21 protein-coding genes and 1 pseudogene are annotated in these 24,372 nt (G+C 63.7%); 14 read left to right on the forward strand and 8 right to left on the reverse strand.

Annotation, left to right across the window (positions count from 1 at the left end):
* Positions 1 to 111 precede the first annotated feature (111 nt).
* From LB556_RS16445 to LB556_RS16480, 8 genes are all read left to right on the forward strand, one after another.
* On the forward strand, positions 112 to 576 hold the full coding sequence (locus LB556_RS16445) for a tyrosine-protein phosphatase (protein WP_224568750.1): 465 nt from the start codon (positions 112 to 114) through the stop codon (positions 574 to 576).
* A 58-nt stretch (positions 577 to 634) separates the two neighbouring features.
* Positions 635 to 1,318, forward strand: a complete 684-nt coding sequence (locus tag LB556_RS16450; protein ID WP_224568751.1) for a winged helix-turn-helix domain-containing protein — start codon at positions 635 to 637, stop codon at positions 1,316 to 1,318.
* Positions 1,315 to 2,682: an ATP-binding protein gene (locus LB556_RS16455; RefSeq protein ID WP_224568754.1), complete on the forward strand. Its 1,368-nt coding sequence runs from the start codon at positions 1,315 to 1,317 to the stop codon at positions 2,680 to 2,682. Before LB556_RS16450 ends, LB556_RS16455 begins: the two co-directional genes overlap by 4 nt.
* Before the next feature lie 124 nt (positions 2,683 to 2,806).
* Positions 2,807 to 3,409: a hypothetical protein gene (locus LB556_RS16460; protein ID WP_224568756.1), complete on the forward strand. Its 603-nt coding sequence runs from the start codon at positions 2,807 to 2,809 to the stop codon at positions 3,407 to 3,409.
* A 1-nt stretch (position 3,410) separates the two neighbouring features.
* Positions 3,411 to 4,073, forward strand: coding sequence for an ABC transporter ATP-binding protein (locus LB556_RS16465; protein WP_224568758.1), 663 nt, complete (start codon positions 3,411 to 3,413; stop codon positions 4,071 to 4,073).
* A complete protein-coding gene (locus LB556_RS16470; RefSeq protein ID WP_224568760.1) occupies positions 4,066 to 4,740 on the forward strand; it encodes an ABC transporter ATP-binding protein in 675 nt (224 codons plus the stop codon). The genes LB556_RS16465 and LB556_RS16470 overlap by 8 nt, the downstream gene beginning before the upstream one ends.
* The gene (locus tag LB556_RS16475; protein WP_224568762.1) at positions 4,737 to 7,391 is read left to right on the forward strand and encodes an ABC transporter permease; all 2,655 of its coding nucleotides are present in this window, start codon (positions 4,737 to 4,739) and stop codon (positions 7,389 to 7,391) included. Before LB556_RS16470 ends, LB556_RS16475 begins: the two co-directional genes overlap by 4 nt.
* Before the next feature lie 181 nt (positions 7,392 to 7,572).
* Positions 7,573 to 7,830: a DUF1344 domain-containing protein gene (locus LB556_RS16480; protein ID WP_224568764.1), complete on the forward strand. Its 258-nt coding sequence runs from the start codon at positions 7,573 to 7,575 to the stop codon at positions 7,828 to 7,830.
* Positions 7,831 to 7,935: 105 nt separating this feature from the next.
* Here the strand turns inward: LB556_RS16480 and LB556_RS16485 are convergent, their stop codons facing one another.
* From LB556_RS16485 to LB556_RS31860, 6 genes are all read right to left on the reverse strand, one after another.
* Positions 7,936 to 8,268, reverse strand: a complete 333-nt coding sequence (locus LB556_RS16485; protein ID WP_224568766.1) for a GtrA family protein — start codon at positions 8,266 to 8,268, stop codon at positions 7,936 to 7,938.
* A 97-nt stretch (positions 8,269 to 8,365) separates the two neighbouring features.
* Positions 8,366 to 9,970, reverse strand: a complete 1,605-nt coding sequence (locus LB556_RS16490; protein ID WP_224568768.1) for an ArnT family glycosyltransferase — start codon at positions 9,968 to 9,970, stop codon at positions 8,366 to 8,368.
* Between the two features lie 4 nt (positions 9,971 to 9,974).
* Entirely contained in the window at positions 9,975 to 10,124 is a 150-nt protein-coding gene (locus tag LB556_RS16495) for a hypothetical protein (protein ID WP_224568770.1), read from the reverse strand.
* Between the two features lie 250 nt (positions 10,125 to 10,374).
* On the reverse strand, positions 10,375 to 11,454 hold the full coding sequence (locus tag LB556_RS16500) for an Acg family FMN-binding oxidoreductase (protein WP_318011292.1): 1,080 nt from the start codon (positions 11,452 to 11,454) through the stop codon (positions 10,375 to 10,377).
* On the reverse strand, positions 11,451 to 13,091 hold the full coding sequence (locus LB556_RS16505) for a PEP/pyruvate-binding domain-containing protein (RefSeq protein WP_224568772.1): 1,641 nt from the start codon (positions 13,089 to 13,091) through the stop codon (positions 11,451 to 11,453). Before LB556_RS16505 ends, LB556_RS16500 begins: the two co-directional genes overlap by 4 nt.
* Positions 13,088 to 14,323 carry a DUF47 domain-containing protein gene (locus tag LB556_RS31860; RefSeq protein WP_224568774.1) on the reverse strand — a complete coding sequence of 412 codons (1,236 nt, stop codon included), beginning with the start codon at positions 14,321 to 14,323 and terminating at the stop codon, positions 13,088 to 13,090. Before LB556_RS31860 ends, LB556_RS16505 begins: the two co-directional genes overlap by 4 nt.
* Between LB556_RS31860 and LB556_RS16515 the strand changes: the two genes are divergently transcribed.
* On the forward strand, positions 14,324 to 15,046 hold the full coding sequence (locus LB556_RS16515) for a hypothetical protein (protein WP_224568776.1): 723 nt from the start codon (positions 14,324 to 14,326) through the stop codon (positions 15,044 to 15,046).
* Positions 15,047 to 15,379: 333 nt separating this feature from the next.
* On the opposite strand, the pseudogene LB556_RS16520 reads toward LB556_RS16515, so the two are convergent.
* Together LB556_RS16520 and LB556_RS16525 are read right to left on the reverse strand one after the other, a co-directional pair.
* Positions 15,380 to 15,527 (reverse strand): annotated as a pseudogene (locus LB556_RS16520) (DNA-binding protein); the annotation flags it as partial.
* Positions 15,528 to 15,534: 7 nt separating this feature from the next.
* A complete protein-coding gene (locus tag LB556_RS16525) occupies positions 15,535 to 17,991 on the reverse strand; it encodes a membrane-bound PQQ-dependent dehydrogenase, glucose/quinate/shikimate family (protein ID WP_224568778.1) in 2,457 nt (818 codons plus the stop codon).
* Positions 17,992 to 18,179: 188 nt separating this feature from the next.
* Here LB556_RS16525 and LB556_RS16530 point away from each other — a divergent pair, with 188 nt between their 5' ends.
* From LB556_RS16530 to LB556_RS16550, 5 genes are read left to right on the forward strand one after another with little or no spacing between them, the layout of a single operon-like run.
* Positions 18,180 to 18,836: a cytochrome c3 family protein gene (locus tag LB556_RS16530; RefSeq protein WP_224568780.1), complete on the forward strand. Its 657-nt coding sequence runs from the start codon at positions 18,180 to 18,182 to the stop codon at positions 18,834 to 18,836.
* Positions 18,820 to 21,801, forward strand: a complete 2,982-nt coding sequence (locus LB556_RS16535) for a TAT-variant-translocated molybdopterin oxidoreductase (RefSeq protein ID WP_224568782.1) — start codon at positions 18,820 to 18,822, stop codon at positions 21,799 to 21,801. The genes LB556_RS16530 and LB556_RS16535 overlap by 17 nt, the downstream gene beginning before the upstream one ends.
* Positions 21,794 to 23,173 carry an NrfD/PsrC family molybdoenzyme membrane anchor subunit gene (gene nrfD, locus LB556_RS16540; protein ID WP_224568784.1) on the forward strand — a complete coding sequence of 460 codons (1,380 nt, stop codon included), beginning with the start codon at positions 21,794 to 21,796 and terminating at the stop codon, positions 23,171 to 23,173. The genes LB556_RS16535 and nrfD overlap by 8 nt, the downstream gene beginning before the upstream one ends.
* Positions 23,170 to 23,697: a DUF3341 domain-containing protein gene (locus tag LB556_RS16545; RefSeq protein WP_224568786.1), complete on the forward strand. Its 528-nt coding sequence runs from the start codon at positions 23,170 to 23,172 to the stop codon at positions 23,695 to 23,697. Before nrfD ends, LB556_RS16545 begins: the two co-directional genes overlap by 4 nt.
* The gene (locus LB556_RS16550) at positions 23,694 to 24,233 is read left to right on the forward strand and encodes a c-type cytochrome (RefSeq protein ID WP_224568788.1); all 540 of its coding nucleotides are present in this window, start codon (positions 23,694 to 23,696) and stop codon (positions 24,231 to 24,233) included. The genes LB556_RS16545 and LB556_RS16550 overlap by 4 nt, the downstream gene beginning before the upstream one ends.
* Positions 24,234 to 24,372 lie beyond the last annotated feature (139 nt).

Here is a 24,372-nt window from a genome sequence, read left to right on the forward strand (position 1 = left end):
ATGAGAAGCTTCCGGTGCGTTTCGATCAAGGCGTGGGCGGCATCGCTGGTTGGCGTTGTCGCCTTTGCCGGCTGCGCGCTGGCGGCGACCCATCTGAACAACAATTTCCACGTGATCGTCGCGGGTGAAGCCTATCGGTCCGCGCAGCCTTCCGCGGACGAGATCAGGGCATACCGGGACGAATACCACATCGCGACGATCATCAATCTGCGCGGCAAATCCCCCGGTCGCGCCTGGTACGATGCGGAAATCAAGACCGCGAAAGACCTCGGTATCCGCCATATCGATTTCGGCTTGTCGGCTCGTATGAAACTGCCCCCGCGGCAGTCTCTGGCGCTGATCGCCTTGATGAGGCGGGTCCCCAAGCCCGTCCTCATCCATTGCCAGGCCGGCTCCGACAGGACCGGTCTGGCATCCGCTCTCTATCTTGCGGCGCTGGTAAAGGCGGGCGAGGAGCGATCCGAGGCCCAGCTGTCGATCCGGTTCGGCCATATCGCGATCCCGATCCTCGGCACGTATGAAATGGATCAGTCTTTCGAGGCCATGGAACCGTTGTTGGGATTCCCGGGCTCTTGATATCGCAGGGAACGGGTTCGTGTAGCCTGCCCCTGTCGGCAAATGGACCAGAACAGCCATGCGACTTCTCGTTGTCGAGGACGACCAAAGGACTGCCGATTACATCGTCAGAGGGCTGACCGAGGCCGGCCACGTCTGCGATCTCATGAGAGACGGCCACGACGCGCTTTTCGCGGCGACCAGCGGCAGCTATGACGTGATCGTGGCAGATCGCATGATCCCAGGCCTCGACGGCCTGTCGATGGTCAAGGCAATCCGCGCCGCCGGCGCACTGACGCCAGCCATCTTTCTCACCTCCATCGGCGGCATCGACGATCGGGTCGAAGGGCTTGAGGCGGGTGGCGACGATTACCTGGTCAAGCCCTTCGCCTTCTCCGAGCTGCTGGCCCGCGTCAATGCCCTGGGGCGAAGGCCTGCGGCACAGGAGCAGAAAACCACGTTGCGGGTCGCAGATCTCGAAATGGACCTGATCATGCGGCGCGTCACGCGCCGGGGCCAGCCGATCGATCTGCAGCCGCGGGAGTTCAGCCTGCTGGAAGTCCTGATGCGCGGCGAAGGGCGGATAATTACCCGGACCATGCTGCTCGAGCGCGTCTGGGATTTTCATTTCGATCCCAGGACCAGCGTGGTCGAGACCCATATCAGCCGGCTGCGGACCAAGATCGACAAGCCGTTCGAAACCCAGCTCATCCACACGGTCCGCAACACCGGCTACAGCCTGCACGCGCCGCTTTCAACATGACGGAAATACGGTCCAGCCTGCTGCGCAGCACACCTTTCCGGCTGGCGCTTACCTTCGCATTCCTGTTCGTGCTGGCCTTCATCCTGTCGGGCGCCATCGTCTATCAGCTGATGAGCGCTGACCTGGCGGAGCGGCTCGACGAATCCATCAAGGAAACCTATTCGGTCGTGGCTGCCACCTACACCGACAGCGATCTGGAGGATCTGATTTCGACGGTCGACAGCCATTCCAGGCTCAGCCCGAAGAAGGAACAGCTTTTTTCGTTGATCGGCCCGGACGGCAACCGTCTGGCAGGGAGCCTTATCGCGGCAAATCTTCCGGACGGGTTCTCGATATTTGAAGCGGCGCTGCCGGACGTGCCCCCCGACACCTCATATCGGGTCTATTCCGGTTCGGTTGGTGCGAACAGCCTGGCGGTCGCCTTCACGCTCTCCGAAACCGAGGAACTGGAAACCATCGTGCTGATGAGTTTCGGCTGGGCTACCCTGATCATTACCGGCCTGGCCGTGGCCGGTGGCGCCGTGCTGGCGTCGCGCGTCCAGCGGCGCCTCGACGGCATCGCTGCCACGATGGTCGACGTGTCGCACGGGCGTCTTGATGCTCGCATCCCCTTGATTGGCAACGGCGACGACATCGACGGTGTTTCGGCGCAGGTCAACGCCGCTCTCGACCGTCTTTCGGCGCTTGTCGAAGGTGTGAAGCAGGTCAGCACCAACATCGCGCATGATCTGAAGACGCCGTTGAACCGCCTGCAGATCAGCCTGGAGGCCGCGTCGGAGAAAACCGCATCCGGGCAAAGTGATGCCGAGGATCTGGCGGACGCCCTCGCCGCGGGCCACCAGATAAACGAAACCTTCGAGGCCTTGCTGCGCATCGCCCAGATCGAGGCTGGCGCGCGCAAGGCGCGATTCATCGATCTGGATATCAATGGCGTCGTCGAAAGCATCGCCGAAATCTACGCCGACGTCGCCGAAGACGACGGAAAGCTACTGTCGGCAAAGGTTTTCACGGGCCAGCAATGCCAAATCCACGGCGATTGGGAACTGCTGACGCAGATGTTCGCCAATCTCGTGGAGAATGCCCTGCGGCACTCTCCGCCAGGCACAGGCATCGAATTGTCGGTGGGCAGGCAGGATGATCGCATCCTGGTAGAAGTCAGTGACGATGGCCCTGGAATTCCTGCACAAGAGCGCGAGAAGGTCTTCCAGCGGCTCTACAGGCTGGACCACAGCCGCTCGACGCCCGGCAACGGTCTTGGACTGAGCCTCGTGCGGGCCATAGCCGATCTGCACGGTGCATCCATCAGCCTTGAGGATAATCATCCTGGACTGATGGTCGGCATAAGTTTTCCCGCAGTGAAATAATAGGCCGCATGGAGGCGATGGCGAGCATCGAAGCTTACCAATCCGTATGGACGAGGCGACCTGTCTGTAAGCTTGAGGCGGCATACTGAACGCAATCGCTATTCCGTTCGAAAGGTTTCAAGAGATGATGAGCGTATTTGAGAATATCTGCCGAACTCTGCCGGTCCTCGCTGTCACGACATGTCTGGGCACGGCAGGCGCGCTTGTCCCGACCGCGGGCAGCACGCCTGCGTTCGCGGAGACGGCCGTTCAGCCCGAGAAGAACCCGCCTGGCGACATTCCAGACTCCCAGGTTTTCATCGACTACGCGTCCCCCCAGGGGTTCGCGATGAAAGTTCCCGAGGGCTGGGCGCGGTCGGATCGTGCCGACGGCGCGAGTTTCGTCGATAAACTCGACGGCGTCGTTGTATCGGTGTCGAAAGCCGACGCCGCGCCCACGGCCGAGAGCGCCAAGGCAAACTATGTGCCCGGCCTCTTGAAAGCCGAGCGCGCCGTGAAGGTGAGCGCGATCAAGCCGGTAACGCTTCCGGCGGGCCCCGCGATACGCATCGTCTACACCTCCAATTCGGAACCGAACGCGGTCACCAACAAGCAGGTACGGCTGGAGAATGAACGTTATCTCTTCTTCAAGGACGGCAAGCTCGTCACGCTGGAACTCTATGCGCCGAAAGGGGCGGACAATGTCGATCAGTGGCAGCTGATGTCGAACTCGTTCCGGTGGAAATGAGATGTATGCGCTGAGCGCGCACGAGATCTATCGGTTTTTTCACATCGGAGACGACGAGACTGCCGCGCTGCGCGGAGTGAGCCTTTATCTGTCGCCCGGTGAGATCGTCGCCGTCACCGGACCGTCCGGCAGCGGCAAATCCACCTTGCTGGCCTGCCTGACCGGCCTCGACGAGCCGGACGGTGGCCATGTCGATGTGGCCGGCCGCAGGCTTTCCCGGCGATCGGAGGCTGAGCGGGCACGCCTGCGCGCGGCAAATTTCGGCATCCTGCTTCAGTCGGGCAATCTCTTTCCGCATCTGACCGTTGAGCAGAACATACGCTTCCAGATGTGTCTGGCCGGAAAGCAGGACGAACAGCGCATCGGATTTCTGCTGGAGAATGTCGGCCTTTCGCATCGCGCGCCGGCATTCCCATCGACGTTGTCCGGTGGCGAGACCGCGCGCGCCGGCCTCGCTGTGGCGCTCGCTGCGAATCCGCCCGTTCTCGTTGCCGACGAACCGACCGCCGAGGTCGATCAGGAAACCGAATCCCGACTGATCGGGCATTTCGAGACCAGGCGCGAAGCGGGGCTGGCGACATTGCTGGCAACACACAGCATGGCGCTGGCACAACGAGCCGATCGGATCATGCGGCTGCGGGATGGGAGGATCGAGAGTGAGTGAGACGCTGGTCATGGCGAAAAATCTCGGGCGCGCCTTCCACGACGGGGCTGGCCGGAGCACTGTTCTGCGCGACGTCAACTGCGAGATCGTGTCGGGCGCGCGCATTGCCGTGGTTGGCCCGTCGGGTAGCGGCAAGACGACGCTGCTGCATATTCTTGGCGGGCTGAACAGGCCGACGAGCGGCAGCATCGACTGGCCCGGACTCGGCGCATTCGACGACCTCAGGCCACGCCGGATCGGAATGGTGTTCCAGTCCCCCAGCCTTTTTCCAGCTCTTACCGCGTCTCAGAATGTAGACCTGCCGATGATCCTGGCAGGCGAGGGCGGCGGCAAGGGCACCGCCCTTTCGCTTCTGGCATCGTTCGGTCTTGCCGGGCTTGCCGACAAGCTGCCGGAGGAATTGTCCGGCGGACAGGCACAGCGGGTGGCGATGGCACGCGCCCTTGTCATCGGGCCGAAGCTGATTCTGGCCGACGAACCGACGGGGCAGCTCGACAGCTTAACCGCCCAACTGTTCTTCGACGCGGTGCTGCATCACCTGGACGGCACCGATATTGCCCTGGTCGTCGCAACGCATGACAACGCCGTGGCCGCTCGCATGGCGACGCGGTGGGCGATGGACCATGGCCAGATGATCCCGGGCTGGCCGAGAAACCGAGTGGCATGATGCTGTTGTTGTGGATTCGCGGCGTTCTCGCCCACCGCCTCCCCCGTGTCGCCGGCGCCACCGCGGGCGTTGCGTTGACCGTGGCACTGCTCACGGCGATGGCTCTGTTTCTCGTCGATGCCGGCAGTTCCATGACCAGCCGCGCCATATCAGCGGTTCCGATCGACTGGCAGGTCCAGGTGATCCCGGGAGTCGACCCGGCGCTGATCAGCAAGGCCTTGGCTGGTGCCGCGCAAGTCGAGTTTGCCCATCAGGTTCGATATGCCGACATTTCTGGCCTGGAGGCCAAAACCGGCGGCACGACACAGACAACCGGACCGGGGCAGGTGGTTGCCTTCGACAACGGCTATCCCAAGGATTTTCCGGCGGAGACCAGATTGCTTTCCGGCAAGGTCGACGGCGTTCTCATTGCCCAGCAGACGGCGGCCAATCTCCATGTCGGCCCGGGCGACACGGTGTCGATCACGCGGATAGGGATGCCGCCGGCGGATGTGAAAGTGGCCGGCGTGATCGACCTTCCCGATGCGGATTCCTTTTTTCAGGCGGTCGGCTTACCGCCTCAGGTCGCGCCACAGGCGCCGCCGGACAATGTGCTGATCCTGCCTTTGCAGGAATGGCTGCAACTGTTTTCGCCACAAGAAAAGGCAAGGCCCGACACCACCCGGCTGCAACTGCATGTCCGGCTCGTCCACGCCTCGCTGCCGCGCGATCCGGTTTCCGCCTATACTTTCGTCACCGGTGCGACGCGGAACCTGGAAGCGAAAGTGGCCGGCCAGGCGCTGGTCGCCGACAACCTCGGCTCCCGTCTCGGTGCCGTCCGCGAAGACGCGCTCTACGCCTCGGTCCTGTTCCTGTTCCTGGGGGTGCCTGGCATTGCGCTCGCCGTGGCGCTGACCTTCGCAGTCACCTTGTCAGGTGCCGCGCGCCGGCGCGTCGAGCAGGCGCTGCTTCGCGTTCGCGGCGCGACGACGCGAACGGTGCTTGCCTTGTCCGCTACCGAGGCCGCGATCGCGGCAATCGGCGGCACCGCTTTGGGCATTGCAGGAGCGCTTCTGCCGGGTTTCATGGCCGCCGGCCCGCGTGCATCAGCGGCAGACAGTGTCTCGACACTGCTTTTCATCGCACTCGCCGGCTTGCTTGTCGGGTTTGTCGCCTTCCTGTTTCCGGCCTGGCGCGACGCTCGCTGGACCACGGTCAACCTTGCCCGCCGCACGGTCACCAGGACCGTGTCACCGCTATGGCAGAAGCTTTGGCTCGACCTGTTGCTGCTTGCCGCCGCCGGCCTCGTCTTCTGGCTATCGGCGAGCACCGGCTACCAGATCGTGCTTGCGCCCGAAGGCGTTGCCGCAACCTCGGTGGACTACAAGGCCTTCATCGCGCCCGCGCTGTTCTGGCTGGGCATGGCGCTGTTGGCGATACGGCTGTCGGGCCAGGTCATCTCCCGAAACGGCGCGATGCTTCGGGCGATCATCGTGCCAGTCTGCGGGCGTCTCGCGCCGGTCGTGTCGGCCGCGCTGTCGCGGCAATCAGGCCGCCTGACCATTGCGATCGCCATGACCGCGCTGGCGATCTCGTTCGCAACCTCGACGGCCATCTTCAACACCACCTATAATGCGCAGGCGCGCATCGACGCCGAATTGACGAATGGTTCCGATGTCACCGTTCTGGGCACATCGGACAGGCCGGCTGGAGCGCATCTGACGGCGCTGGCCTCGCTGCCCGACGCCGCGGCGGCGGAGCCCATGCAGCATCGCTTCGCTTATGTCGGCGCCGACCTGCAGGACCTCTATGGCATCGACCCCAAGCGCATCGAACGGGTCACCAGCCTGTCGGACGCTTATTTCAGTGGCGGCAATGCCGCCGACACGCTTGGCCGGCTCGCATCCACGCCGGATGGCGTACTCGTGTCCGAGGAGACCGTGCAGGATTTCCAGCTTCGGCAGGGCGACACTCTGAATCTGCGGCTGATCGATGCCAGGGACCATCAGTATCATCCCGTCGCCTTCAAATTCATCGGGGTGGCGCGCGAATTCCCGACCGCGCCGAAGGATTCCTTCCTCGTCGCCAATGCCGCCTACGTGGCTCGCATGACGGGTTCCGACGCGTCGGAATATGTGCTGATGCGAGCCAAGGGAGATCCAACGGCGCTCGCTCGCCAGGTGTCGTCGACGCTGACGTCCGATCCGTCGTTGAAGGTCGCCGACATCGGGCATGCTGCCCACCTCATCGGCTCCAGCTTGACGGCGGTCGACCTCGGCGGACTGACGGCCATCGAACTTGGGTTTTCCGTCGTCATGGCCGCCGCCGCGGCCGGGTTGATGCTGGCACTGGGTTTCATCGAACGCCGCCGGAGCTTCGCCATCCTGAGCGCTATCGGCGCCAAGCCGCGACAGTTGTCGGCCTTCCTGTGGGGCGAAGGCGCCGTCATCATCGTCGGCGGTTTCGCCTTCGGTCTGCTGTCTGGCGTTGCCACGGCTTGGATGCTGGTAAAGCTGTTGACGGGGGTGTTCGACCCGCCGCCCGAAACGCTTTCGGTGCCCTGGATCTATCTGGGCACCGTCCTGTGCCTCGTCACCGCTTCCGTCATCGCAGCCGTCCTGTTGGCAAGGCCGTCGTTGGGGAAGGATGGCGAGCATTTGCGGGATCTCTGACGGCCGGCTTCAGCTTACCTATTTGTATGGTGCCGGCCATCTCGTTGAAAACTTGGCCCCCTAAGATCGACCCAGTGTCTCTCGCAGACACGACCCGGCAGCCACGCGCACCGGCTCGTCACCGTGCCCCGCGGCCATCGGCCCTGCGGCATCACAATGAAACCAGAACAGGAAAACGCAGATGAAAAATTCAGTTGTCGCTACCGCAATGATAATCGCGCTGGCGTCCTCGAGCGGGGCCTTTGCCAAGGCCGTTACCGGGACGATCAAGAGCGTGGACAAGAATGGTGACTCGATCACCCTGTCGGACGGAACGACATTAACGTTGCCTGAAGGGATCGAGGCCGAGACCCTCAAGGCCGGCGAGAAGGTCGTGGTCACGTATTCCACGACAGCAGCGGGCAAGCTGAAAGTTTCCGCTATCCATCAGGCAAAGTAATTTCGCTTCAGCGGTGACACCGGCAGGGGCTGGGCGTTCATTCCGGCCCCTGCCGGTCGCCATTCGACTGAGAACTCTTTACAGGTCTATTCGCGTTTCGGGCGATTACCGCACGCGCCAGGTGATGGCGGAGTTGGTAATATAGTTCCAGGCCGAGCCGACGGCGGCGGCGGCAAGCCCGGCCGCCCACCAGCGCGACGGACCGGTGTAAAGAAGCGTCGACACGCCGACGCCCGCCACGACACCAAAGCTGCACAGCGCCGCGAACATCGCGAATCCGGTGACGAAGCGCCAGCCGTGCCAGCGCTGGTCGCGATAGGTGAATGTGTTGTTCAGCATAGAGTTGAACGCCATGGCCGTGAACATGGCCGCGGTCTGGGCTACCGCGAAAGGCAGGCCGTGCGGCAGCAGCGCATGCAGCACGCTGAGGTGGACCACGACACGACCGTGAGTTCCGCCCCGCGGCGTTGTTGCGACGCGCTGCTGTTTGTATCCGCCGCCAGTTCTACGTCCGGCACTGGGTATGTCGCCTGGTTCATGGACGCGCCGCGCCGTCGTGTGCTTGCGGCGCCTCGATGCGGTTGACCGGCAGGATCAGGATTTCGAAGACGGGAAATCCGCCGATGCGCTGTATGAGGCGCCGGGGCCGGCCATCGACGACGTACCGTCCATCAAGGCCGTCGCGATACTCCTTCTCGCGAGCCGCCTCCTTGCCGAAATCCAGGGCGCCGACAAAGAAGCCCTCGCTTCGTGTCTTCAAGCGCGCGTCATCCATGAACTGGAAATGGCGTGGATCCCCCGGCAGCACCTCTATCGGTACGTCTGGTCCAAGAGCGTCGGCGATCCGCGCCGCCTGCATCCAGTTCGACGCAACCACATAGGCGCTGGCACCGCTGAGGTCCTTGCCCTGTGGCTCACTGGTCAGCGCCGACCAGTCGACGAGTTGCCAGTTGACGTCGAATTTCGGCGCCCGTTCATAGAACGCCCGCGTGAAGGCGCCGGTCCGGACCTGCACCGCAAACCCCGCCGCCAGGAGTGGGACGACAGTGGCGGCGATGGTGAAGGATAGCCGCAGCAATCCAGGCCGGCGTTCCGCAAGGCGGGCGCACCATTGGCCGAAAAGCGGAAAGCCGAACAGGAAGCCGCTCATTGACCAGTGCGGCAGGGAATGGGCGCTGAACAGGGCGACCAGGTCGAAGAACCCCACAGGCAGCGCCGCAATGGTCACGAAGAACCGATCGGCCTCCGAACCGCCGCGGGCCGCGCTCCACATGCACGCCATGACCACAAGCCAGGTCGGCGGCCACACATAGGCCGCTTGACCCAGCAGCGTGATGGCAAGGTTTCCAGGATGCAAAACATGGCCTTCCTCGGCCAGGCCGCGGCCGGACTGGAACGCAAACGAAATCCAGCCATGATCCATATTCCAGACGATGACCGGCAGCAGGCCAAGCGTCGCGATGGCGCCGGCGATCCAGGGGCCCGGCGTTCGCAACTCGGCCCGGCCCGGCCTCGTCGACACCAGGACAAGCAAGGCCGAGATACCGAACAGCCCGGCCTGATATTTGGACATCAGCGCCAGGCCGAAGGCGACACCGACGATGACCCAGCGCAGCAAGGCGAACCGTGGCCTTTCGCCCAGAACCAATGGCGCGGCGGCGCAAGCGCTGGCCAGGAGAAAGAAATCGAGCGGCCCGTCGGGCACCACGAAGTGCCCGGCCGAAATGAAGAAGAAAGGAGCAACGGTGAACCACGCCGCTGCCCAGAATGCGGCAACCTTGCCGTAGGCATGGCGGGTCAGTTCGAAGAGCAGCAGCGTCGAAAGCGAGCCGAGAACAACATAGGGCAGCCGAACGGCGAGCCGGCATTCGCAGCCGAAAACATCCGCCATCAGACGTGCCAGCGCGAAACCCAGCGGCGGGTGGTCGAAATACGAAAGCGAATGGCTGCGCGACACCGCGACCGCGTAGGCCTCGTCGATTGACAGCGGAATGACCGATGCCAGTCCGATCCGGAGCACAAGAAATGCGACGACCCCGACACCCAGCTGGAAAACAGGGGAAGCAGGAGCGCCTTTGGCCAGGCTTGCAACGCGCGGCCTGGCAGCACCGGCATCGTCCCAGACCTGATCCGACAGCATTGGGTTACCAGACCCAAAGCATGTAAGCGCGATCGTCCGCGAGCGGTCCGTGGCCGGGCATGACGACCATCAGACAGACGATGGCGAGAAGCACCGCGGCCGTGGCGATCCGGATCCACTTGCCCGAGCGGGTGGAGTAGCTGCGGTCCGGCATTTTTGGATGTCACCCCTCGAACTCGACAGCTTATGGACATGTTGCCGCTGCGGTTCGAGGGCGATCATGTCCGATCAAGCATACGGGAGCGTTGCCGGGGTATTACAAATCCGTAAGGCCCGTCTGGCTGCCGTACCCGTCAACGAGGGCTATCTCCGCGGGCAGGCAGCTGAATGTCCTCTGAGTTGGTCAGCGGTAACGGTCGGTGGCGCTACCGGTCGGACGAGAAAGTCGCCTTACGTGCGCTGCGTCAGCACCGTTTCGACTGGACGGCGCGGCGAGAACGGCAACTCTGGCCCGTAGCCGAACTCATGACGATGTCCGGCCGTAGGCCACTCTCTCCGACCAATGCCGCGAGCTCGGAACGCAAGCTGGCGACCTCGACCGGTTGGTTGATGAAGGCGCACTTCAGGCCAAGGCTGGTGGCTGCCAGGGCGAAGCGCTGGCAGGCGCGGCCGACCTCGATCCAGTGCGCTTTGTCTTCGCGCTCGGCAAGGAACACCGCGACGCCCGGCGAGGACGCGATATGGCGGGCATACCTGTCGTTCTCGGCTCCGGCCCGGAAGAATTGGTCGAAAGCCAGGTCTCCGAGCATGGTCGGCAGGATGGGGTTGCCGCTTGCAGCCGAGAACAGCCCGTCCCCGGACGCCATGGCGCTGCGCGGATTGAACCGCACCCATTGCTTGAGCTCGCGCATGAACGCTGGATCGGCCATCTGCATGCTGTTGCCGGCGATGACGAGATCGCGCATCCGGCCAACCCGCGCTCGGTCGGTGATGAGGATCAGCCGAATCTTGGGCCGCGCCGCAGCCAGTTCGAGCCTCGAGAGGTCGGCGGCCGGAACGGAACGACCATCGTATCCGGCACGGGTCGACTGCCGCTTCTCGATTGCAGCAAGCAGAGGACCGGCGCTTTCCGGTCCGCTGGAAAAAACATAGCGCACACCATCCTGGCTTAGCTCCATCTCGCCCGGTCGCCCCGTCGCCGCGGCCGCAATTGACAGGTTCTCGGCGGCACTCCCAAGACTCACGAACAGGTGATGGCCGTCCGGATCGACGACGGGTGTCCGGCGAGAGCCGTCCGGCAGGATGTCGATGACGCCGTCGCCGGCGGTGAACCGCCAGGGTTGGGTATTGTGGCTGTTGGCGGCAAGCGCGGCATAGCGGACAAGATCGCGAATGTCCGGCGCCGCCGTTAACCTGGCACGCATTCGGCCAGCGTAAGCGCCGTAGGCGGTCATCGATCCGACAGCCAACGTCCAGGCGGCTGTTCCGGCTCCCGCCAACAGCAATGTGCCGCCAGCGCCGATGAGAAGACTTCGCCTGTTCATGCCCTGCCTTCGACAAACCCGACGCGGCGATGCAAGGCATTGAGCCGCGCCAACAACTCGACCGGCACGGTCTCGGTGATGCGTGCCATTCCCGAGTAGATCTTGCCGCTATTGCCATCCAAGGTCAGTGTTGCCCCCTCGGGGAAGACCGTGCCGCCAATGGCGATCTCCCTTCGCGCGTCGTCAATCGTCATTGTCTCGCACCCGACCAGGCAGACTTTGCCGAGCTGGCGCGCGATGACGGCGGCATGGGACGTCCTGGCGCCATGCTGCGTCAACAAACCGTCGGCAAGATCAAGCGCGGCGATGTCGCTGGTCTCGGCATCGCGGCGAACCAGGATCACGATCGCGCCCGCAGCTTTGCGTTCCCGCACCCTGACCTCATCGAGAGCGATCTCGCCGGAGACGACGCCGTTGGCCGCGGATGCGGCCGACGCGATTGGCGACAGCGCTGCCCCATCGTCGGCCGCGATGATGCTGACGGTCAGCGCATGCTCGTCGAGACCGCGGGTCCGCTCGCGCGCGGTCTCGGCGTCGATCAAACCCGCGGCCAGCAAGTCGAGCGCGATGCGGGCGGCTGCCAACGGCGTGCGCTTGCCGGTGCGTGTCTGCAGGAGGTAGAGGACCCCTTCCTGCACGGTGAATTCGAAGTCCTGCATGTCGCCAAAATGGCGTTCGAGCAGCGCGGTCGCGTCGACAAGCTCGTCCCAGACGCGCGGTGCGACCGCAGCGAGCTCGTCGTGGCCTTTGGCGGTGCGGCGCCCGCTGACGACGTCCTCGCCCTGCGCATTGAAAAGAAAATCCACCCAGGGATTGGGGTCGCCCGTGCTGGGATTGCGTGTGAAGCCAACGCCGGCTCCCGAGAGGCCGCCGGCATTGCCGAACACCATGCGCTGGACGGCCACGGCCGTGCCCATGCCGTGCGACAGGTCGTGGAGATTGCGATAGGCTACCGCCTTCTCGCTTCCCCATGATCGGAAAACGGCGCAGACCGCTCCGTGCAGCTGGGTTTCCGCGCTTTGCGGGAAAGGTACGCCGGCCTCCCTACAAAAGGTCTCCAGATGCCGATGCGCGATCTGACGCAGGCTTGCGAAGTCGAGGGATCGTTCATCCTCGTCATGGCGAATGGCGTCAAGGTCGGCCTCGAAATGTTTGGCGTCGATGCCGGCGACAACCTCCCCATAGCCGGCGATGAGACGGCGGTAGGCGTCCCAGGCAAGCCGCGGATGGCCGCTCAGGCGTATGAGGCCGGGAATGGTCGTATCCGTAAGTCCGATGTTCAGCAGCGTTTCCATCATGCCCGGCATCGACACCGGCGCGCCTGATCGTACCGAGAGGAGCAGCGGCCGGCGAGCGTCTCCCAGTTTCAATCCGGTGACCGCTTCCAACTCGGCCAGGGCAGCCTGCCAAAGCTGCGGAACCACTGCTTGCGGATCGGCACAATAACCGGTTCCGATGACAAAGGCTGGCGGAACCTTGAGGCCGAGCGCGGCCAGTCGGGCAAGGTTGTAGGCCTTGGAACCAAGGACGGCGGGCGTCATTGCGTCGGACAGCGGCTTACTGTCGCCGATGAAGTACACGCGTTCGAGATCTTCCCTGGCCATCGGCTGCTCGGTCGGCCTGGCGGACGCTTTCATGTCCCGGCCCCCAGGCGGCTGAACGCCAGATCGCGTATCCCATAGGCGGTCGCGAGCAGGGCATCGGTGGCCGACTCCAGCGCCGCGGCGAAATCGGTGCCCAGGCCAAGTGTCGCGGCATCGTCGATGTTGCGCACCAGAAGCCGCCGGACGTCGCGCAGCAACTGGTCGCATTGCTGTTCGGCATTGAGCACGCGCCAGGAGACGGCAATGAATTCCTCATGGTCGCTTGCGTCACTGCCTTCGCCAAGCCCGCTGGCGATCACCAGCAGCTTGACATGATCCTGCGTGGCCTGGAGGGTTTTTTCCGCAAGCTGCCGCATGCCTTCGCGCACGTCGCCGGGCCAGCCCTTGTTGTGGTTCTCGGCGATCAGCGAGAACAGGAACGCCGCTTCTTCCATGGCATCGGCAATGTCGTCGGCACGCTCGATCAGCCGTGTGAACGGCAACCAGCGCGGATTGCGTTCGGCCCGTTCGCGTGAGCTCATGACGAGCAGATCCGCCTGACGCTCCCATGCCTTGGCCCGCCGGGCCAGTTTTTCCGCGTCCTTGGTGGAACGCTCATGTCCATGGGCGATCGCATCGCGGATGCCTTCGGCCAGCGCATGGCAAAACGAAGCGTGCTCGCTCAGCAACGCGAACTCATCGTGATGGCGCCTGATATGGCGAATGAGCAGCAGGCGGATCGAGTCCGCGATCCTTGAGACCGGCTGATGCTGCTGCATTGCCAGCGACGATGCAGCCAGCGCCTCGACCAGGAACTCTCGAGCGGAGGCGGCTCCCATGACCGCGTCAAGCGTGTCACCGATACGAAAATAGTCGCTGCCGACCGCCTCCATGGCGGCGAAGATCAGTGTTTCGCCGCCCGCCTCCAGCCAGCCCCGATGACCGATTTCTCGCCGCGCACATTCATTCAGGACGGCAATGGAACCAGCTTTGCCGACGATCTGGCGCAGGCGTTTGCGGGCGCGATTCCAGTCGATCAGAAAGACGATCCGCGCCCCCAGCCCTTGCAGCGCCTTGTGCAGGGCGGCCTCGTCGGCGCATTCAAACGCTGCGGTGCCTACGTAGTACGCGTCACCTGAATTGAGGGCCTCGGTCATCCGTGAGCCGACCGCCGACCATTTCGCGCCGATCTGCGAAAGAAGCTCCTGGAAGAATCCGAAACGCTGTCGATGCAGGTCCGAGTAGGTCAGCGTCAGAACCAGGCCTTCCACCTGGGCGACGAGCACATGCGCGTCGTTCGTGCCGATGTCGTTCTGAATGAGCAGGCGGTCGCCGTCGCGTGTCGCGGCTGTTTCCAGGCCTGGATGGTCGAGCTTCAGCGCTCGCGTGCGGTTGAGGCCCTGCATGAAAGCGGAAATAAGCGGTCCGTCCTGCTCGGACAATTGCCAGACATGGGCGCCATCGATCGTCTCGTCGGAGAGATGCGCCGCCAGCTGATTGAGCGCCTTGTGCAAATCCATGACCAGCAGGTGGAAGCTGTCTTCGTCACCGCGTTTGCCGCTGGTCAGGGCCTGCAACTGCGCCGTATCGAGCGTCGCTCCGACCTGGCCGAGCCATCCGCACCACTGGTCGACGCGCGCGCAAAGCGCGGGATGCGCTTCTTCGGCGCTGCCTTGGATCGGCCTTGCCATCGTGCGCAGATCGTCGCGCAGTTTCGCCGCCAGCTCGGGCAGCTTTGCGAGATGCAGTGTCGAACCTTCAAGGTAGGCGGAGCTGGGAAGTTCGATGATCCAAGGCGCATCGATATGCGCTGCGGCATATTCCCGATGCAGGTCGAGTTGCGCTGTCCCGGGATGATCGGCATGGGCATGGGCTGCCTGCAGCGCCGTCAGATAGAATTTCAGCCGATCGTTGGCAGCCAATGCCGCCTTGACCCAGGCAGGCCGCAGGAGTTCGGTCTGCCCAAGCGCGGCAACGACGTCGGTCTTCTCCATGTTCAACTCCAATGATGGACTTCGGGATTTCGGAAAGCCGCCCGGCCGCTCCTGCGACCACATTTGGCATGTCTGCTCCAGGCCTCACCTCGATCTTCGGCCCATGCGCCGGATCGTGGGTCGGCAGGCCCCGAGCTTAAGCCAAGTGTGTGAGGGTTGATGCAGCATGAAGGAAGTAGACACGTATGCCCCGAGGCCCGCTTTGAGATAGATCAAGGCCGCCACGCGCTGATATCGCGCGGGCTCCCTCCTCTCAGGGGCGAGCCGGCATCCGTTCGCCCAGCGTCGCGTCCGTCCGGCCGCCGACGGAACCCGACACCTGCCGGCAAGATGACAAGGACATCGCTTGTCCGGCCGTTTGCGGCGACGCCTATGACCTTTCGCTTCCGCCACCGGCACTTCGAGCGTCGGCCGCACGATGCCCTCGAGCAGATGCCCACCCCCTTGTGCTGTCGTCGCTCAATGCGAACACCGCATGGCGGAGTTCCCGTGAGGGTGCCCGCTCAGCCTGCGGGCAACGCGTAGGCAATGACCTCGTCGCCGATCTTCGTCTCCATGAAATGATGGCCGCCGGGTGCAATAACGACATACTGCCGGCCATTGACTTCATAGGTCATCGGCGTGGCCTGGCCGCCGGCCGGCAGATCCACTTGCCAAACCACCTTGCCGGTCTTGATGTCGATGGCGCGCAACTTGTCGTCCGTCGCCGCGGCAATGAAGATCAGCCCGCCAGCCGTCACCAGCGGTCCGCCATTGTTTGGGGTGCCGATGTCGACCGGCAACATCGACGGGATGCCCCATGGGCCATTCTCGACCGCCTCGCCGAGCGGCTCGTCCCACAGTGTCTTGCCGGTTTTCAGCTCGATGGCACGGATGTGGCCATAGGGCGGTTCGGAACAGAGCAGTCCCGTGGAGAGGCGCCAACCCGCATTGACGGCGATGGCATAGGGCGATCCCATCTGCGGACTGCCCATGTCCTTGGCCTTCTGCGAACCGCCGCCCTGCTCGATCGACTTGAAACCGATCTTGTCGGCTTCCTTGCGTGGCAGCAACTGATTGTAATTTGGCATGTCGTTGTAGTTGGCGATCAGGATGCCGTTATCGGTATCGACGGCGACGCTGCCCCAGTCCGAGCCGCCATTGTAGCCGGGATATTCGATGAAAGGCTTTTCCACGGTCGGCGGCGTGTATTCGCCCTGGTAGAAGGCCTGCCGGAACTGGATGCGGCAGTAGAGCTGGTCGAGCGGGCTCATGCCCCACATGTTCTTCTCGGTCAGCACCGGCTGATCGAGATGCGCATAGCCGGAGTAGGGCTGCGTCTTGGACAGCTTCTCGGGTTCGACGCCACCGGACGGAACCGGCCGCTCCTCGACCGGGAAGAGTGGCTTGCCGGTCTTGCGGTCGAGTACGTAGATCTGGCCCTGCTTGCTTGGCACGATGATTGCGGGGACTTTTCCATCAGCTGTCGGGAAGTCGACGAGCGTCGGCTGCGAGCCGAGGTCGTAATCCCAAAGGTCGTGATGGACGGTTTGAAAATGCCAGACCGGCTTGCCTGTCGTGACATCGATGGCGACGATCGAGGAGTTATATTGATTTTCGAAGCCCTTGCGATCGACGCCGTAATAGTCGACCGAGGCGTTGCCCAGCGGCAAATAGACATAGCCGAGCTGCGGATCGGCGGCTGCGACGGTCCACATATTGGGTGTGCCGCGCGTATAGGTGTCGCCTTGGGGCGGCGCGCCGGTGCGGTCGGGATGACCCATGTCCCATGCCCAGACGAGTTTGCCCGATATTACATCATAGCCGCGCACCACGCCCGACGGCGCATCCTCGGCCTGTCCATCCTGCACCTGGGCGCCAAGAATGGCGATGCCGCGCACGATGGTCGGCGGCGCCGTCACCGAATACCAGCCAGGTACCGTCTTGCCGAGCCCCTGGGTGAGGTCGACGACGCCTTGCTGGCCGAAATCGCTGCACGCCTTGCCGGTCCTGGCATCGATGGCGATCAGCCTGGCATCGAGCGTGCCCCACAGAATGCGGGTCGCGCATGGCTGCTCGGCATTTGCTCCGGGCGTGGCGTAATAGGCGACACCACGGCAGGTGGCGCCATATGGAATGGCGTCATCGGACACTTTCGGATCATAACGCCACTCCTCCTTGCCGGTCGCCGCATTGGCCGAGATGACGATGCCTTTGGCCGAACAGGCGAAGAGATGGCCGTCGACTTCGAGCGGGGTGTTTTCCGGAGAGTATTTGCCGGCCGCCGCCTTGCTTGGCATATCGCCGGTGTGGAAATCCCAGACCTTGGTCAGCTTCGCGACATTGTCGGCGGTTATCTGTTTGAGAGGCGAATAGCGGGTGGCCAACTCCGAGCCCCCGTAGACAGGCCAATTCGATCCAGCCTGGTGGATAGTCGTGTCGGCCTGGGCCGGTGGGGTGGTTCCCGCCGCGCCTTCAACTGGCGGCGTTGCAGAGGGGGTCGCTTCCTGCGATTGTGCCGCAAGCGTGAAATGATGAAGTCCGACTACGCAGCCGGCAACGACGACGCCGGCGGATGTTACCGCGTACGCGGCATCGCGAACGCGCTTGGCGCGGTCGGCGCTGAAGGCCGGCAAGGTCAGCAGAACGAAGATCAGGATAATTGTCGGAGCGAGCACGCGCGGCATCAGGCCCCAACCGTCCATGCCCACTTCCCAATAGGCCCAGGCCAGCGTCGCGATCCAGGTCACGACATAAAGCCAGACTCCAGCGGCATTGCCGCTCAAAAGCAAGATGCCCGCGACGAGAAGGGCCACTCCTGCAGGCAGGTAATACCAGGATCCGCCCAGCGTGATGAGCCAGGCGCCGCCCGCGCCGATCAACAGGCCGAGTATCGCCAGTAACACGCCCACGAACATCGCCCACCAGAAGGCGGGACCTGAGCGGGTGATGGTGGCGCGGTTCGGACTGGCGGGTGCCATGGCAATATTTCCTTTTGACATCGATCGTGATCATGCCGAACGCAGGCTGTTGCGCTTGGTTGCGATTGCCGGCGGTTTTTTGGAGTTTCTCGAACGTCACTATTTTGTGAGCATTCCATGCCTGCGGAACCTTTGGCACGTCGCCGCCGTTAGCCGCTCGATCTAAAAATATGCAAATCGGCGAGGGGATGCCGCAGGTCTTTTCCAGCAATGCCAATGGAATTGCCCGCTTTGTACTATGGGGGCTTTGTTTCTTCGCGATTTTCGCGGCCATCGGCGGCACGGCCCTTTTGCGTTCCGGTTTCATCACCGGTGTTGGCCGGCCGGTGGCACAGGCAGTCCCGTTCAGTCACAAGCACCATGTCGGCGATATCGGGCTGGACTGTCGGTATTGCCACAACGGCGTCGAGACGTCGGCCTCCGCCGGATTGCCGGCGACCGAGGTGTGCATGACCTGCCATTCGCAACTTTTCACCGGTGCCGACATGCTGGCGCCGGTGCGTGCAAGCCTGGCTTCAGGGCAGCCGCTGCAATGGCAGCGCGTCAATTCGGTGCCTGACTTCGTCTACTTCAACCATTCCATCCATATCGCCAAGGGAGTCGCCTGCGAGACCTGCCACGGCGATGTCGACGGCATGCCGTTGATGCAGCGGGCGCATTCCCTGTCCATGGAATGGTGCCTGGGCTGTCATCGCGATCCCGGTCCCAACCTTCGCCCGCCGCGTGATGTTTTCCTCCTGCACTGGAAACCGCCGCAAGACATCGACGAGATCAGGCGCTCGCTGATCAGCGTCCTTGATATCCATCCCGAGACGATGACGGATTGCTATGTCTGCCACCGCTGACAGAAAGCCGGTCTCGGCCTCCGATCTTGCTGCACTGCGGCTGGCGGCGGTGGGACGCGAGCCGTGGCGCAGCCTGGATGAACTCGCCGATACGGCCGGGTTCCGGCGCTTCGTCGAGGCGGAATTCCCGGCGATCGCCGAACGCCTGCCGTTCAGTCTTGATCGACGCAGCTTGTTGAAGCTGATGGGCGCATCGCTTTCGCTGGCCGGTCTGACCGCCTGCAGCGAGGCCGAGCGCATCGTGCCCTACGTGCACCAGCCGGAGAACCTCATCCCCGGCAAGCCGCGCTACTATGCGACTGCCCTCTCCAGCGACGGCTACGGCATCGGCGCGGTCGTCGAGAGCCACGAAGGCCGGCCCACCAAGGTCGAAGGCAACCCCGATCATCCGGCCTCGCGCGGCGCTACCGACGCCATCATGCAGGCGGCGGTGCTGTCGCTGTTTGATCCCGAACGATCGCGCACGCCGCTCAGGCAAGGCGAGCCTGCGAGTTACGGCGACTTTCTGAAAGACATGGCGGAGCTTGCCGGCGGATTGGCCGCTTCGGGCGGGCAAGGCTTGGCACTGCTGATAGAGGCCACGACGTCGCCGACGACCAAGGCGCAGATCGGGTCGCTCAAGCAACGCTATCCCAAACTTCGCGTCTTCAAGCACGATCCGCTTGCGTCCAGCGCGAACGAGCAGGCAACGACCAGGCTGTTCGGCAGGCCACTGACGCCGGTCTACCATTTCGACCGCGCCGATGTGATCGTCGGCCTCGATGCCGATTTCCTGGGCGAAGGGCCGGGGCGTCTGGCCTATGCCCGCGATTTCGCGCGACGGCGGCGCGTGCGTCGGTCGGCGGACACGATGAGCCGTCTCTACGTCGTCGAGTCGACGCCTACAATCACGGGCGCGGCGGCGGATCATCGCCATGCCGTCGGACCAGGTCTGGTGCAAGGCGTCGCGGCGGCGATCAAGGCAGCTCTCGAAGGCGAGCACGATGCGACGAGCTTGCCGTCGCTCGGCATGGAACACGCTCTTGTCGACGATCTCCACAGTGCCGGCCGCAATGCCCTGGTGGTGCCTGGTGCGCACCAGACGCCCTTCGTCCATGCCGTGGCATTCGCGATGAATGCCAGGCTAGGAGCCGTCGGCAACACGTTGGACTTCATCGAGCCGACGGACGCCATGCCGATCGACGGCGATCTTCCCGCGTTTTGCCAGGCCATCACGAGAGGATCGATCGACAGCGCTGTCGTGCTCGGCTGCAATCCCTTGCACACGGCGCCGTCGGACATCGACGTGCGCAAGGCCTTCTCAATGCTGAAACTTCTCGTCCATTCGGGGCTCTACCGCGACGAGACCGCATTTCTGGCGCAATGGCACGTTCCCGCCGCGCACGAACTGGAAAGTTGGAGCGACATCCGTGCGTACGACGGCACGGCTTCGATCGTGCAGCCTCTGATCCAGCCTCTGTTCGACGGCAAGAGCATGCATCAACTGTTGGCGGCGCTTGGCGGTGAGTTCAATGCCGATATGCAGGCCCTGGTGCGCCGGACATGGGCGGCCGTGGACGAGCCGGCCTGGAAAAAAGCACTGCGCGATGGCGTCGTGCCGGACAGCGCCACTACTGCTGTCGCCGTCTCGATGCCGCCTGATATCGGCGGTCCCACGCGGCACGCGGCCGTTGCCGATCGGCTGGAACTGCGCTTCGTCGCCGACCCCTGGCTGCGCGATGGCCGTCACGCCAATTCCTCGTGGCTGCAGGAACTGCCGCGGCCGCTGAGCAAGCTCATCTGGGGCAATGCGGCGCTGATCTCGCCGGCGACAGCGCAGCGGCTGAAGCTCGAAAACGGGCAGGTGGTCAATCTGGCGCGAGGCGGCAAGGACCTCGACGCGCCGGTATGGATCATGCCCGGACAGCCCGAGGACACGGTGACGCTGTCGTTCGGGTTCGGGCGCAAGATCGGTTCCGTCGCTGCGCTGAGTGGCGGCTACGACGCCTTTGCCTTGCGGACCACTGACGCTCCCTGGTTCGCCGATGGCCTCGTCTTGACCGCGCGCGACAGTTCGGCGCGGGTGGTGACGACCCAGCATCATCAGGCCATGGAGGGCAGGGCGATCGTGCGGCACGCGACACTCGACGCCTTCAGGCAAAACCCACATTTCGTGCGCGACGGCGTGCCGCCGCCTCCTACGGAATCGCTGTACCCCGACTGGGCCTATGACCAGGAAGCCTGGGGCATGTCGGTCGACCTTTCTGCCTGCATCGGCTGCATGGCGTGCGTGTCGGCGTGCCAGGCCGAGAACAACATCGCGACCGTCGGGCCCGACGAGGCGGCACTTGGTCATGAAATGCATTGGCTGCGCATCGACCGCTACTATGCCGGCCCCGTCGACGATCCCGACATCTTCTTCCAGCCCGTGCCGTGCATGCATTGCGAGAAGGCGCCGTGCGAGGTGGTCTGTCCGGTCAACGCGACGGTCCATACCCATGACGGGCTGAACGCGCAGGTCTACAACCGCTGTATCGGCACACGCTACTGTTCGCAGAACTGCCCCTACAAGGTGCGGCGCTTCAATTTCCTCGAATATCAGGAATTCGACAAGGACAGTGCGGGGCCGCAGCAGGCCGCGCATAATCCCGATGTCACCGTGCGCTCGCGCGGTGTCATGGAAAAATGCACCTACTGCGTCCAGCGCATTGCCGAAAAACGCATCCGCGCGCAAATCGAGAACCGTGAAATCGGTGACGGCGAAGTCGTCACCGCTTGCCAGCAGGCATGCCCGACACAAGCCATCACTTTCGGCGACCTCAACAGGAAAGGCTCTGGTGTCGCGCGCGAGAAAGCCGCGCCGCACAACTATGCCCTGCTCGAAGAGCTGAACACGCGGCCACGCACAACGTATCTCGGCAAGATCACCAATCCGAACAGCCGGATTGCCGGCAAGCCAGGCACGGAGACCGGCGGCAATGGCTGAAGCGTTGGGCGCCAGAGCCGAAAATGCCGTGCCGCGAGCGCCCGTGCTGCGTGGCCATCATGACTTTCCCGAAATCAGCGGCCGCATCAGCGCGGTCGTCCTTCAAGGCAGGCTGCCGCGGTTCTTCTGGGCGGCGTTCTTCGTCTGCTTCGTCTTCGTGCTGCTGTTCCTCTATTCCATTACTTACCTGATTTCGGTCGGCGTCGGCGCTTACGGCATCAACATCCCCGTTGCCTGGGGCACAATGATTTCCAGCTTCGTCTGGTGGATCGGGATCGGCCATGCCGGCACGCTGATCTCGGCGGTGCTGCTTTTGCTGCGCCAGCCCTGGCGCGCCTCGATCAATCGTTTCGCCGAGGCCATGACGCTGTTTGCCGTGGCAATGGCCGGGCTCTACCCGATCCTGCATCTCGGCCGGCCATGGTTCTTCTACTGGCTGCTGCCCCTGCCCAACACGCACATGCACTGGCCGCAATGGCGCAGCCCGCTGGTATGGGATTTTTCCGCGATCGCCACTTACGCCACCGTCTCGCTGCTGTTCTGGTACATGGGCCTGCTGCCGGATCTCGGCGTGCTGCGCGACCGCGCCATGTCGCGCGCCGGACAGCTCTTCTACGGCATCCTGGCGCTCGGCTGGCGCGGCTCGGCCTTTCACTGGGCGCGCTATAGGACGGTCTATTTCCTGATGGCGGCGCTTGCCACTCCGCTCGTTGTATCGGTGCACTCGATCGTTGCACTCGACTTCACCTTTGCCATCGCACCGGGCTATTACTCGACGATCTTCCCGCCTTATTTCGTCGCCGGCGCGCTGTTGTCCGGCTTCGCCATGGTGCTGACCATCGCCATCCCGTTGCGCTGGGCCTTCGCGGTCGAAGACCTGATCACGCTGCGGCACATGGAGAATGCCGCCAAGCTGATGATCGCGGCCGGCATGATCGTTGTTTATGGCTACGCGTCGGAGGCATTCTTCGCCTGGTATTCCGGACAGCCCTACGAGCGCGCCATGATGGCCCAGCGTGCTGTCGGCCCCTATGCGCCGCTGTTCTGGGTCATGCTGTTCTGCAACTGCATCGTGCTGCAGCTGCTTTGGCTGCGGCGCGTTCGGCTCAACATGCCGATTTTGTTTTCGATCGCACTGATCATCAACATCGGCATGTGGCTGGAGCGCTACGTCATCGTGGTAACCGGCCCGAGCCGCGGCTATCTGCCGTCTTCCTGGGGCGAGCAATCGCTGACCTGGCTCGACTACGGCATCCTGTTCGGTTCGCTCGGCACCTTCTTCGCGCTGGTCTTCCTGTTCATCCGCATCCTGCCGGCGATCACCATCTTCGAGGTCGAGGAACTGGTCGAAGAGAAGGGCGGCGGCGCATGAGCCTCCATGGCGTCATCGCGGCTTTCGCCGATCCCGAGGCGCTGACGCAAGCGGCGCGAGCGATGCGCGACAAGGGTTACCGGCGCATGGACGCGTTCTCGCCCTTCGAGGTGCGCGGTCTCGCCCAGATTCTGGGTATGCCAAGGACGCGGATGCCGTGGGCCGTGTTGGCGGGTGGCATGGCCGGCGGCCTGCTGGTCTATGCCCTGATCCTCTATTCGGTCGAGATCGACTACCCCGTCAATGTCGGCGGCCGGCCGCTGCATTCCTGGCCGCCATTCACGGTGATCGCCTTTGAGGCGGCCATCCTGGGCGCCGCCCTTGCCGGCTTCGTCGCCATGCTCTGGGCGAACGGTTTGCCGCGATACCACCATCCGGTCTTCAATGCCAAAACGTTCACGTATGCGCGGGGCGGCAAGTTCTACCTGCTCATCGAAGCGGCCGATCCGAAATATCGCAAGGGCCTCACCAAGGGACAACTGACCCGGCTCGGCGCGGAGACGGTCGAGGAGGTGGAGGCATGAGACGGCGCACGCTCCTTCTGCCATTCCTCCTGCTGCTGGCCGGCTGCAAACAGGACATGGCCGACCAGCCGCGCTACGACCCGCTCGAGGCCAGCAAGCAGTTCGCCGACGGCATGTCGGCCCGGACCCCAGTCGACGGCACCGTGGCGCGCGACGCCGGCCTCGCGGCAACGCCGGACAAATTTCCGTATCCGGTCACCATGGCGCTGCTTCAGCGCGGTCGGCAGCGTTTCGACATCTTCTGCTCGCCTTGCCATGGCCGCACCGGCGATGGGCACGGCATGGTGGTTCAGCGCGGTTTCCCCGCACCCCCGAGTTACCATCAGGACGCGTTGCGCAAGGCGCCCGATCGCCATTTCTACGATGTGATCACCAATGGCTATGGCGCGATGTATTCCTATGCCGCGCGTGTGCCCCCAAACGACCGCTGGGCGATCGTCGCCTATATCAGGGCCTTGCAATATTCACGCCATGCACCTGGCGATGCGCTGCCGGTTAACCTTCGCGCGAAACTCGATGCGGAGGCCGCGCGATGAGACGTCTTGTGTGGCCCGATGGTCTTTCAGCTCCGACGGTTGCTGTAGCCGCGGCGGGGCTCCTGCTTTGCAGCACTGGGCTTTTCCTGAATCCGCGGGCAACGCTTGCCGGCTGGCTGACCGCAGCGCTGTTCCTGCT

Origin of the sequence: Mesorhizobium sp. ES1-4, from assembly GCF_020164745.1 — a bacterium.
Taxonomy (GTDB): Bacteria; Pseudomonadota; Alphaproteobacteria; order Rhizobiales; family Rhizobiaceae; genus Mesorhizobium.